Origin of the sequence: Ketobacter sp. GenoA1 (genome assembly GCF_003671475.1) — a bacterium.
Taxonomy (GTDB): domain Bacteria; phylum Pseudomonadota; class Gammaproteobacteria; order Pseudomonadales; family Ketobacteraceae; genus Ketobacter.
Genome location: NZ_RCHM01000009.1, coordinates 177035 through 189330, shown reverse-complemented (window position 1 = coordinate 189330; position 12296 = coordinate 177035). Strand labels below are relative to the sequence as shown.

Below are 12296 nucleotides of genomic sequence, written 5' to 3'. Positions count from 1 at the left end.
CAAGTCCGTGCTAGCTTACAGGCCCAGCCCGCTCAATCGCTGCAGGATCGACTGCAGCTCGTCCACGCTCATATCAACTTGTTCGATCACCCGGCCATACAGCATTGCGGTGGGCACGTTACGGCCACCCAGCTCCTTCTGGGTTTCATGCAGACAAACCAGTACGACACGTTCACGGCGAGTCAGTCCATCGCGGACATCAGGCAGGTAATCTCTGGGATCAGGCTGATCTTGCATCGTATATCAGGACAAACGTAACGGCAAATCCCGCAACCGCTGCCCGGTGGCGGCAAACAGGGCATTGGCAAGCGCAGGTGCAATGGGCGGTACAGCGGGTTCCCCCACGCCGCCCGGCGCCTCGGCACTGGAGAGGATGTGCACGGTGATAGCGGGCGCTTCATGGATGCGCAGCAGCGGGTAATCATGAAAGTTGGTCTGCTGCACCCTGCCATCCTGCAGGGTGATTTCTCCGCGCAACGCCGCGGTTAAGCCGAAAATCACGCCCCCTTCCATTTGCGCTTTGATGATGTCGGGATTGATGGTTTTCCCGCAGTCGATGGCCACGGTTACCCGGTGCACCCGAATGTCCCCCTCCACCACACTGACTTCCACCAACTGCGCCACATAGGATCCGAAAGAATAATGTGCCGCAATACCCTGGGCGGAACCCGGCTCCATAGGCGCTCCCCAACGCCCCACCTCGGCAACCTGCCGCAACACTGCGGCCAGGCGAGGATTGCCGGCAAGATGCTGCAACCGGAACTGCAACGGATCCCGGCCCGCCCGGTGCGCCAGCTCATCCATAAAACTTTCCACCACAAAAGCGTTGATGGAATGCCCCACCGAGCGCCAGTAGCCGGTGCGCAAACCCGGATCGGCTTGCACGTGACGCACTTCTGCGCTGACACTGTCATAGCCAAATTCCACCGCGCCTTCGGTACTGGCCGGATCCATCAGCAGGGTGCCGTATACCCAGGGGCCCAGATTGGCCAGTCCACGCACCAACCCATCCGGCAGCCAGGCGGGCAACACCGCCGTGGCAAATTCCTGAAAAGCGTAGGGCAGAATATTGGGATTCACGTTTTTCTGGTGCCAGCCGGTGATCCGCCCCTGCTCGTCCAGGCCGGCCTTTATCTCGGCGTGGGCTGCGGGCCGATAATAATCATGCTGCATATCGTCTTCACGACTGAACACCAACTTGATCGTCAGGCCGGTGGCCTTGGCAATCTGAGTGGCTTCCAGCGCATAATCCACACTCAGGCGCCGACCGAAGCCCCCGCCCAGCAATGTGGTGTGCACCGTTATTTGATGACGGCGTAATCCCGTCACCTCTTCGGCAATGGCGGCACAAACGGAAGGTACCTGGGTGGGCACCCAGATTTCACAATGATCGTCACGCAGGCGTACCGTACAGTTCATGGGTTCCATGGTGGCATGGGCCAGATACGGCAGACGATAGGTGGCTGCGTGCTGTAAAGCCGCGGCACGGATATCAGCGCGCGCATCGCCCACCGACAAGGCACTGCGCCCGGATTCACTGGCTGCCAGCGCCTCAAACTCACGGCGGATATCCTCGCTGGAACGCTGTGACAACGCCGGCATCGCCCAGCTCACGGTAATAGCCTGCAGCGCCCGCTGGGCATGCCAATAGGTTTCTGCCACCACGGCCACCCCGTTGGCAATGGGCACAATGGCTTTCACGCCGGGCAACTCATCGGCACCATTGGGGCTCCAGCTTTCTATGTGTCCGCCCTGCACGGGGCAGCGTTTCACCAGGGCAGTAAACAGGTCCGGCAGCTGCACGTCGATTCCATATTGCGCTGTGCCCCGCACCTTCATGGCACCGTCCAGGCGCACGGAGGGGCGTCCGATAAAGCGGAAATCCCGCTCCGACTTCAAGCTGACTTCGGGCCGGGACAGCGATTGTGCCGCCTGCACAAACCGCCCCATGGGAAGACGGGTATCCCGATATATAATGTGCTTGTCCCGCACTTCCAACAGCGCCACATCAACACCCAATTCAGCCGCCGCAGCCGCCCGCAACATCTCTCTCGCCTGGGCGGCCGAGCGCCGCAAAACATCGTAGTAGATGCGTGTACTGGTGCTGCCGCCGGTGACCTGCACGCCATAGAAGGGGTTCACATAATCTGCATGCACCCCGGCTGACTTCACCTCAATCATGTACGGCTCGGTATTCAATTCTTCTGCAATCAGGGTGGCCATGCCGGTCATGGTGCCCTGCCCCATTTCCACACTGTTCAGATAGAAGCGGATATCATTCTGCGGCGTTATCTGCAGCCAGGCATCAGGTTCAAAATCACGGGCATTGCCATGGGGTAGCGGTGTGGTGCAGCCGGACAACGACAGCTCCAGAATCAGGCCACCCCCAACCAGCCCCATGGCTTTCAGAAATTCACGCCTGGAGTTCATACGGTCACCTCCACTCAGCTTTCCAGATTGCTCTGATAATAGGGTGCCGGGGTCTGACCGGAATCAGACTGCAATTGCCCCGCCGCATCATGAATGGCGGCCCGGATGCGGCTGTAAGTGCCACAGCGGCACAGGTTGCCCGCCATAGCCCGATCAATATCCTCATCCGTGGGGCTGGGATTCTGTGCCAGTAAGGCGCTGGCTGCCATGATCTGCCCCGGTTGACAATACCCGCATTGCGCCACGTTATGCCTGATCCAGGCATCCTGCAGCGGATGATCGGCTTGCCCGCCCAACCCTTCAATGGTGGTGATTCGCCTGCCCTGCACCGAGGACATCGGCGTGGTGCAGGCACGAATGGCCTCGCCTTCCCTATGCACAGTACAGGCGCCGCACAAACCGGCACCACATCCGAACTTGGTACCGGTTAACTTCAACACATCACGCAGCGCCCACAACAGCGGCATCTCGCCTTCCACGTCCAGGCTTATGGAACGGTCGTTGAGCATAAAAGTGATTGGCATCGCGCTTTCCTTACTTGTGTCCGTACCAGAAATATAGCCCATATTATCAATACACAGGTTCACTGACAGTGTACCTTCCACCGGCCATGGAACGTCAGATCCAGGCAGGACAGTTCCCTTGTCATCCGCGGACAGGGTTGGTGGACAGGGCTTGTGGCCCGTGCAGCATGCCTTTCCTGCAACAGTGCTGTTAAACTGCCTCTCGTTCACCACAACCAACCATTGGACCCCTATGAAATTCAAACGAGTGCACAGTCATGACAGCGACAAATTATTGGTGGAATGGAACAGCCAATGGTACAGCGTGGCGGATCTCAAGGGTTTACCCACCGCACCAAATGAACTGCTGCCGCTGCTGGCCGACTGGGATCACTGGAAGCCGCTGCTGGAATCCGCATTGACGGAGTCAGGCGCTACCCCCTTTGCCCCCGATGGCCCGCTGCAACCATTACTGCCGTTTACTCCGTTGTCGCTGCGGGATTATATGTTGTCGGAAACCCATGCAACCAATGCGGCCCGCGGCTTTGTCAAACACTTCATGCCAACGCTGTATCCCATCATCACCGGCTATGAGCGGTTGCTTCGGCGCCCGTTCCCGGCCCTGCGCCCGAAGCCCATCTGGTATCGACAACCGGTTTATTACTTCAGCAACCATATGAATATGGCCTGCGAGGGTGACACTGTGCACTGGCCTGCCTATACCGACTATTTGGATTACGAGCTGGAGTTGGCGTTTGTATTGGCCAAACCGCTGCTGAATGCTACCCGGGAACAGGCTTTGCAGGCCATCGGCGGCTTTATGGTGCTGAACGATTTCAGCGCCAGGGATGTACAGCTGGAAGAAATGCGCAGCGGCTTCGGGCCACAAAAATCAAAACACTTCGTGAACGCACTGTCGGCAACGGTGGTCAGCGCCGACGCGATCCTGCCCAGGGTGGACCAACTTAAAGCCGAGGTCAGAATCAACAACAGGTGTATAAGCCAAACCCATACCGGAGATTTTCAACACAGTATTGCCGATATGCTGGTGCATGCCAGCCGCGATGAGCCCTTGTATCCGGGTGAAGTTTTTGCCACCGGAACATTGCCCAATGGTTGCGCCATGGAAAACGACCACTGGTTGCAACCAGGGGACACCATAGAACTGTGGATCGAAGCCGTCGGCTCACTCACCAATACGATCAGCAAGAAGGATTAACCATGAACGACCTGAAACAACTGGTGAACACCGGGCGCAGCCATACCCGCCACGGGGAAGCGGTTCAGTTCCAGGAGGGACTGTATCAGCTCAGCAAACAATGCTATGGCTGGATGGTGCCCAATGGTTCCTGGGGCGAAACCAATATCGGCCTGATTGACTGCCATGGAAAAAGTGTTTTGATAGACACCTGCTGGGATCTGCATTTTACCCGGCAAATGCTGGAGGGCATGCAGCCTGTTATTGAAAAATCCCCCATTGACACCGTCATCAACACGCACTCTGACGGTGATCACTGCTGGGGCAATCAGTTGTTCAAGGATCGCAACATCATTGCCACCCAATCCTGCCATGCACAAATGCATCACATGAAACCGGCTTCACTCAGTGCCCTTCAGCATAGCTGCAAAGCACTGCGCCATGTTCCCTTTGGCGGCATGAATACGTTTTCCAACTACATGATCGACATGCTGGCACCCTATCAGTTCGGCGGCATACACATCACCGAACCGGGGCTTACCTTTCAACAGGAACACAGCCTGAATCTCAACGGCAAAGACATCGTACTGTATGAAGTGGGGCCCGGGCACACCAGCGGCGACGCCATTGTCTATGTCCCCGATGAACAGGTTGTCTATGCCGGCGACATCGCCTTTATCGGCAGCACCCCGGTGATGTGGAGCGGGCCGGTGGAAAATCTGCTGCGGGCACTGGAAAAACTGCAAAGCTTAAATGCCCGTGTCATCGTACCGGGGCACGGCCCGCTGGCAAACAGCAATGACATACAAAATATTATCGATTACTGGCACTTTGTGCATGAGAATATTCATCAACGCTACCAACAGGACAAGCAGCCCCATGAAGCGGCCAGCGAAGTCCTGTACAGCAAGGCGTTTCTGCAATCGCCCTACGCGCGCTGGAGCTGTGCGGAGCGCATGGTAACCAATGCGTTCACACTGTACCGACAATGGGGCGCCAAGCTCACCAATTTGCCGGAGCCAATGGGCACACTGGACATCATGCGCAAACAAGCAAAGGTTGCCCACCAGTTTCAACAACAAACCGCCCACTGACTGATTGTGCCACCGGAAAGATGTGGCCAAGATCGCCCTGGCCTTGCATAAACCCTTCCTGGAAGGGGATACCCGCTGAGCTTTCCCCTAACCAGGTTTGGCGTTATTGCGACGGGCATTGACGCCAGGCACTACGATGTTATATTTTGTATTACATTAATTCTGCAGTGCGGAGATCGATCTGTGCCCGAGCGCGAAACACCCGACAACAAGACACCCCGCAAAGCCGCTTCCCGGCGCCGGGGCCGTCGTCCAGCAGCGGCAGAAGAGCGCAAGGACCGGGTCATTCAGGCGCGGGTCCCCGAGGATCTGGAAACCACACTGAAGGAAGCGGCGGAGAAACGTCGCATGTCGGTATCTCACCTGATCCGCAACGTACTGGAGGATACCTTCACCCTGGTGGATAACATCGTAGCCGACTCCAGTGCCCTGGTGGAACAGGTGAGCCGGGACGCCAAACGGGTGGCAGCCAGCGTACGGGGCGACGGCGAGTCATCCCAGGCCAATACCCAGCAACTGCTGGACAGTGTGGATGCCTGGCAGGATGTTATCGTCAACAAGCCCGGCCACTGCGCTGAATGCAACGCCGAACTGAAGCGTGGCCAGCGTGCCTACCGGGGATTGAGCCAATTACAGGGGCGGGAACTGCCGCCCATCTGGCTGTGCCCGCACTGTATTGAGACTTTGTAAGATCAGAACAGGCCGGCACCGCCGGTTTTTTTAAACCCTAAAATGTACTACAAAAAAAGACACCAAGACCATCACCATCGAGGAACCCAATATGGATAGCACCACACCGACACAATCCGGCTCCCGTAACGAAGGCCTGAAGGCGTGGCTCAATGTGATGAACGCATCCCTGTCAGCACTGGAACAAACACTGTGGCAGGGGCGCGAACTGGCAGAGCAGGCCGTTGCCGCCCTCAAGAAAGTGAGCTCCGGCGTTGAACTGGCAAAAGAAGAGTACGAGGCCCTGGCCGAGGAAGCAGCGCAGTGGCCGGCCCGCGTCAAACGCATGAAGACTACCGGCTGGATGCTGACCCGCATCACCGCCCGGTACCGCCTGTGGGGCATCCGCTCGGCGTTTATTTCCAAGCGCCGGACGCCGGCGGCCCTGGCCGAGCTACACCGTAAAAACGCGCGCCTGTTCCGCGATGTGTCCCTTTCGCAAGGGGGCGCCTTCCTGAAGGTGGGCCAACTGCTGTCCGCCCGCGCCGATATCCTGCCCAAGCCCTGGGTGGAGGAACTGAGAGTGCTGCAGGATCAAGCGTCGCCGGTGGCCTTTGAGGACGTGCGCCAGGTGATCGAATCCGAACTGGGCAAGTCGCTGAAAGACATGTTTGCCGAATTTGATCCACAACCCATTGCCGCAGCCAGTATCGGCCAGGTCCACCAGGCAGTGTTGCCCACCGGCCAGAAAGTAGCGGTAAAAATACAACGGCCCGGCCTGGAGCACATTATTGATTTGGATATGGCGCTGCTGAAGCTGTTCACCAACAGCATCGCCTCCATGCTGCCACCCACCGACCTGGACACCATCACCGGGGAAATCGAGCGTACGATCCGCGAGGAACTGGATTACACCCATGAAGCCCGCGCCATGGTGCAGGTGGGGGATTTTCTCAGTAATGTGGAAAACGTAGTTGTCCCCCACCCGGTGCCCGGATTCACCCGCAAGCGGGTTATGGTGAGCAACTTTGTGGTGGGAACACCGCTGATGCAGGAGCTGGACCGCCGTCAGGCTGAAGGGGATGAAGACGGCATTGCCGATCTGCTGGGGCGCCTGCTGGACCTGTATCTGCGGCAAGTGCTGCAGGCCGGTGTCTTTCAGGCAGATCCCCATCCGGGCAACCTGCTGGTGACACCGGACAACAAGCTGGTGTTGCTGGATTTTGGCTGCACCATGACCCTGTCGGAGCCATTCCGCGAGGGGTACTATAACGTGCTCGGAGCCGCTCTGATGGGCGAACGGGATACCATGGCGCGGGAATTGAAGGCCATGGGGTTCACCACCCGCAGCGGTAAACCCGACACCTTACTGGCCTTCGCAGACGCACTGTTGTCACAGATCCAGCGCACCGCGTTTGAAATGAGCCGGGACAAACCCAACTGGCCCAGCCAAAAGGACATCCTGTCCGGGGCAAAAAACCTGTTGGCCCAGGCGGAAGCCGATCCGGTGGACAAACTGCCCTCTGAATTCATCATGCTGGCCCGGGTCTTCACCACGCTGGGCGGTTTGTTCATGCACTATCAGCCCAACATTGATGTGAATACCTATCTGTTCCCACACCTGGTGGGGCCCGCATTAAGTCAGGCTATCTAGGCTGCACCGCGTCGGGTCGCAAACAGCGACCTGACCATTTCGCCCCTGTATCAGACGCTGGATTTGTGCAATGATCTGCACCCAATTGTTGTACAGATCCAAGCGTCATGAACCAAATCCGCGTTGGGGAATTCGTTGCCCTGGCGGCCATGTTGATCTCTCTGGTTGCCCTCTCCATCGATGCCATGCTGCCAGCCTTACCGGCCATCGCCGCCGATCTGGCCGTGGCCGATCAAAATGACCAGCAATACATCATCACCAGTCTGTTCCTGGGGTTGGGTATTGGTCAGCTGATTTATGGGCCTCTGTCCGATTCCATCGGCCGCAAACGGCCCATTTATGCAGGTATTACGTTGTTCGTTGCCGGCAGCGCTCTGTGTCTTTTCGCGCCCAGCTTCCAACTGTTGCTGTTGGGCCGCTTTCTACAGGGATTGGGTGGGTCCAGCTCCCGCATCGTCACCATAGCCATTGTTCGCGATCGCTTTGAAGGCAACGCCATGGCCAAGGTCATGTCATTCATCATGGCGGTGTTTATTCTGGTACCGGCACTGGCCCCGTTGCTGGGGCAAAGTATTTTGTTGCTGGGTGACTGGCATCTGATTTTTGTCGCCATACTGGTGTTTGCGCTGGTGGCGGTGATCTGGTTTGCGGTGCGCCTGGATGAATCTCTGCCACCGGAAAAGCGTCATGCACTGCAGCTGAAAACAGTGCTCACCGGTATCCGCTTTATTCTGCGGCAACCGGTCAGCATCGGCGCCATTCTGGTGATGGGGTTGATGTTCGGCGGCTTTGTAGCCTACCTCAGTAACGCCCAACAGATATTCGTGGACATCTATGGCACCGGCACCGCCTTTCCGGTTTACTTTGCGCTGCTGGCATTATCCATCGGAGCGGCATCCATACTGAACGCCCGCATTGTGATGCGACTGGGCATTGTTCAAGTATGCCTGCTGGCACTCATCGGCCAATGTGTCCTGACCGCGGTTATGCTGATGCCATCAATATTGATTTATGATCACCAGCCACCGTTGTGGCTGTTTATGCTGTATTGCGTGCCGCTGTTTTTTTGCCTGGGCCTGCAGTTCGGCAACCTGAATGCGCTGGCAATGCAACCCCTGGGCGCCATCGCCGGTCTGGGTGCATCCTTCGCCGGCGCCGTTTCCACCACCCTGGCGGTACCGTTGGGGGCATTGGTGGCGCATCAATACAATGGCACACCCACCCCCCTTATCATGGGTTTCCTGGCCTTTGGTGTGGGCGGCCTGTTGTTGTTTCGGCCACTGTGTTTGCAAGGGGCAAGTTCACCATGATGCGGGGTTACCTGTTTGCCGCCATCGCGGTGTTGATCTGGAGTGGTTTTATTCTGGTTTCCCGCTTTGGCGGTATCGGGCCATTATTACCGGCGGACGTGATTGCCATCCGTTATTTCACCTGTTCAGTTTTGGTGTTGCCGGTCTGGCTTTTTTTCTTTCGTTTTAACCTGTTGAATCCGAAACTGATTACCGCAGCCCTGATCGGCGGGCTGGGTTACGCCCTGTGTGCCTTTCAGGGCTTCCAAACCGCACCGGCCTCCCATGCGGCCATTCTGTTGCCGGGCATGCTGCCGCTGATCATTTCCCTGATCAGTTATTTCTCCGGGGCAGAAGCCTTCACCCCCATTAAATGGCTGGGTATCACGTTGATCAGCAGCGGTATATTCTGCCTGTTCTGGTTCGAGATTCTCACCAGCGATGGTGTCCAGGGTGGCCAACTGTGGTTTGTGGGAGCGGCTTTTTGCTGGGCGATTTTCTCGGTGCTGATCAAACGCTGGCAGATCTCACCCTGGCAGGCAACGGTGAGCCTGTCAGTGGTGACGGCCGTTGTCTATCTGCCTTTCTATGCCGTCAGCATGAGCAAGAACATCAGCCTTGATCACTGGCAACACATTGCCCTGCAGAGCGTGTATCAGGGCTTTCTTGCCACCATCGTGCAGATGCTGTGTTACGTGCAGGCCGTACGCCGTATTGGCCCCGCCAACATGGGCTCGATGATGGCGCTGGTGCCTTTACTGGCCGGGTTTTCGGCCGTTGCTTTGTATGATGAGCCCTTGGGCATTCCGCTGCTGGTGTGCCTGCTGCTGGTCAGTTGTGGTGTGTGGATTGCGAATATTCAACGCAACGGGCACAAAGAAAAGCGCGCGGGGCACTCTTCTTTGCGCTCCGCCCAGGCCCATGACCAGGCGGGGCCATGATCAGGCGGGCCGATAGCCCAGAATGGATTTCACTTCCAGGTATTCCTCAAAGCCTTCCCGCCCCCACTCACGGCCATTGCCACTTTGCTTGTAACCACCAAACGGGCAGCTGAAATCCACTTCGGCGCCGTTGATGTGCACATCACCGCTGCGGATTTGCCTGGCCACGTTCAACGCTCTCTCGTGGCTGCCGGACACATAACCGGACAGGCCATAGGGCGTGTCATTGGCGATGGCCACCGCATCCGCATCATCCTCGTAGGGCAGGATACACAACACCGGCCCGAAAATTTCCTCCCGCGCAATGGTCATCTGATTATTTACATTGCTGAACACCGTCGGCTTGACGTAATAGCCGGTTTCCAGGCCCTCCGGTTTGCCGGGGCCACCGCTTACCAACTCAGCTCCAGCGGCGATTCCGGACTGAATCAAACCTTGGATCTTATTGAACTGAGCGGCACTAACCACCGGACCAATGGTGGTGCCATCGGCATCCGGTGCCCCCACGACAATGCGCTGCGCCGCCGCTTTGGCAATGGCGGTGGCTTGCGCCAGACGGCTGACAGGTACCAGCATGCGGGTTGGCGCATTACAGGATTGGCCGCTGTTGATAAAACAGGATTTTACCCCAGCGGCCACTGCCGATTCAAAATCAGCATCATCAAGAATGATGTTGGCGGACTTGCCGCCCAACTCCTGAGCCACCCGCTTCACGGTATCGGCTGCGTTTTTGGCAATGGCGATCCCGGCACGGGTGCTGCCGGTGAAAGAAACCATATCCACATCCGGGTGCTGGGTCAGCGCGGTACCCACACCGGGCCCATCACCGTTCACCAGATTAAACACCCCAGGGGGCAAGCCGGCATCATGCACGATTTCCGCCAGAATCATGGCGTCAAAGGGCGCCACTTCACTGGGCTTCAGCACCAGGGTGCAGCCGGTTGCCAGCGCCGGCGCAACCTTGCAGGCGATTTGGTTGATGGGCCAGTTCCAGGGGGTAATCATTCCGCACACACCAATGGGTTCTTTGCGCAGACAGCTGCTGCCCCGCACTGCTTCGAACTCATACTGTTTCAGGATTTCCAGCGCCTGCATAAAGTGTCCCAAACCGGCGGGGCCGTGGGCCGCCTTGGCCAACCAGGAGGGGGCCCCCATCTCCAGAGTAATGGCCTGGGCGATGTCTTCCATACGGTTCTGGTAGCCCCGGATGATGGCTTCCAGATAGCCTATACGTTCGTCCCGGGACAGGGCCGACCAGGATGGGAACGCGGCCCTGGCAGCGGCCACCGCCTTGTCCACGTCTTCGCGTCCACCCAATGAAATAACACCTGCAGGCTGTTCCGTGGCGGGGTTGATCACTTGCAGGGTATTTTCTTCTGTTGCCGGCTGCACCCACTGCCCATTGATGTAAAAGTTTGTATATTCGTACATTAGCCTCTCCATGTCCGTTGTCTCACCTTTGATTCAGCGCTATAGTGATTATATTGATGTACTGAATTCGGTCGCAAATCATGCTGCGCAGTTTCCTGATACTGATTACAGCGTTTCTGTTACCCATTGTGGCAATGGGCAATGCTGTCGCATTCAACGCAGAGAAAACCCTTCAGCAATCCACTCTGGATTGCGATCCGTTCACCCTTGCCCTCGAAGACAGCAGCGACGATACCGATGGTACCTTAACTGCAAACACGTTACCGCCTTTCTCTTCTACCCCGGCGCTGAATAAAGCCACAATAGTGGCGGCTTATTCAGGGCAATCATCCAACGGCTTTCCTATTCGTGGCCCACCTGCCCCGGTTTTGAAATAAGCGCATACCTTCATCCTTCGCTTGTTGCCCGTGCGGCTACGCAGTCTCTGCGCCAAAGCGAATTCTGCTTATTGCAACCGAGGTTCTTAATATGAAACATCTGCATTTATTTCGTGCCGACCAGGCACATCATGTAGCTTATCCGGAGACGGTAAAAACCATCACCACGCGGGATTCTGCCCTGGAAATTTTTACTGATTTTCAGCACGCCCCTGCGCTGGTGATCGACTCAACGCTTTCCCCCCAACAAGCTGAGATACAAATGCGCACCGCCCACGTGAGGATGAAAATCGTGGTGGATCGTGACAATCAGGTGCTGGGTATCGTCAGTCTGGATGACCTGAGCAACCAGGAAATCATCAAGCGTATTTCCCAGGGATACCAGCGATCTGAATTGAACGTAACCGACTTTATGCACCCCTTGTCCAGCCTGAAAGCGTTTTCCTGGGAGGAACTGCAGGATGCCAGCATTCAGGATGTAATCGATACACTGCAAAACAGCGGTCAACAGCACTGCCTGGTATTGGATGGCGAAGAAATCCGGGGCCTGATTTCAGCCAGCGACATCGCCCGCAAACTGAAGCTGCCCCTGGACATTCACAGGGAATCCAATTTCTCACGTATCTCCCATGTTATCTATCATCAAATCCACCCCCACCCAACAGTGGTCAGCAATGGTTGACACTGAGGTCTTGGAGGTGAATGACTGA

12 protein-coding genes are annotated in these 12296 nt (G+C 57.0%); 8 read left to right on the top strand and 4 right to left on the bottom strand.

Features of this window, described 5'->3' with window-relative positions; all coding sequences use genetic code 11:
- Window positions 1-15: 15 nt before the first annotated feature.
- The 3 genes from D9N13_RS02295 to D9N13_RS02285 are packed head-to-tail and all read right to left on the bottom strand — an operon-like array spanning window position 16 to window position 2954.
- Entirely contained in the window at window positions 16-237 is a 222-nt protein-coding gene (locus tag D9N13_RS02295; protein ID WP_290585347.1) for a hypothetical protein, read from the bottom strand.
- 6 nt (window positions 238-243) lie between these two features.
- On the bottom strand, window positions 244-2430 hold the full coding sequence (locus D9N13_RS02290; protein ID WP_290585345.1) for a xanthine dehydrogenase family protein molybdopterin-binding subunit: 2187 nt from the start codon (window positions 2428-2430) through the stop codon (window positions 244-246).
- A 14-nt stretch (window positions 2431-2444) separates the two neighbouring features.
- Window positions 2445-2954 (bottom strand): (2Fe-2S)-binding protein, encoded by a 510-nt coding sequence (locus D9N13_RS02285; RefSeq protein WP_290585342.1) that lies wholly within the window; start codon window positions 2952-2954, stop codon window positions 2445-2447.
- Between the two features lie 232 nt (window positions 2955-3186).
- Between D9N13_RS02285 and D9N13_RS02280 the strand changes: the two genes are divergently transcribed.
- The 6 genes from D9N13_RS02280 (at window position 3187) to D9N13_RS02255 (ending at window position 9778) form a co-directional block, all read left to right on the top strand.
- A complete protein-coding gene (locus D9N13_RS02280; protein WP_290585340.1) occupies window positions 3187-4152 on the top strand; it encodes a fumarylacetoacetate hydrolase family protein in 966 nt (321 codons plus the stop codon).
- A 2-nt stretch (window positions 4153-4154) separates the two neighbouring features.
- On the top strand, window positions 4155-5225 hold the full coding sequence (locus tag D9N13_RS02275) for an MBL fold metallo-hydrolase (RefSeq protein ID WP_290585338.1): 1071 nt from the start codon (window positions 4155-4157) through the stop codon (window positions 5223-5225).
- A gap of 183 nt (window positions 5226-5408) precedes the next feature.
- On the top strand, window positions 5409-5915 hold the full coding sequence (locus D9N13_RS02270; RefSeq protein WP_290585336.1) for a hypothetical protein: 507 nt from the start codon (window positions 5409-5411) through the stop codon (window positions 5913-5915).
- Window positions 5916-6006: 91 nt separating this feature from the next.
- A complete protein-coding gene (locus D9N13_RS02265) occupies window positions 6007-7548 on the top strand; it encodes an ABC1 kinase family protein (protein ID WP_290585334.1) in 1542 nt (513 codons plus the stop codon).
- 107 nt (window positions 7549-7655) lie between these two features.
- The gene (locus tag D9N13_RS02260; RefSeq protein WP_290585332.1) at window positions 7656-8858 is read left to right on the top strand and encodes a multidrug effflux MFS transporter; all 1203 of its coding nucleotides are present in this window, start codon (window positions 7656-7658) and stop codon (window positions 8856-8858) included.
- The gene (locus tag D9N13_RS02255) at window positions 8855-9778 is read left to right on the top strand and encodes a DMT family transporter (RefSeq protein WP_290585329.1); all 924 of its coding nucleotides are present in this window, start codon (window positions 8855-8857) and stop codon (window positions 9776-9778) included. The genes D9N13_RS02260 and D9N13_RS02255 overlap by 4 nt, the downstream gene beginning before the upstream one ends.
- Here the strand turns inward: D9N13_RS02255 and D9N13_RS02250 are convergent, their stop codons facing one another.
- Window positions 9779-11209: an aldehyde dehydrogenase family protein gene (locus D9N13_RS02250; protein ID WP_290585327.1), complete on the bottom strand. Its 1431-nt coding sequence runs from the start codon at window positions 11207-11209 to the stop codon at window positions 9779-9781.
- A gap of 80 nt (window positions 11210-11289) precedes the next feature.
- Here D9N13_RS02250 and D9N13_RS02245 point away from each other — a divergent pair, with 80 nt between their 5' ends.
- On the top strand, window positions 11290-11586 hold the full coding sequence (locus tag D9N13_RS02245) for a hypothetical protein (RefSeq protein ID WP_290585325.1): 297 nt from the start codon (window positions 11290-11292) through the stop codon (window positions 11584-11586).
- 91 nt (window positions 11587-11677) lie between these two features.
- On the top strand, window positions 11678-12268 hold the full coding sequence (locus D9N13_RS02240) for a CBS domain-containing protein (RefSeq protein WP_290585323.1): 591 nt from the start codon (window positions 11678-11680) through the stop codon (window positions 12266-12268).
- Window positions 12269-12296 lie beyond the last annotated feature (28 nt).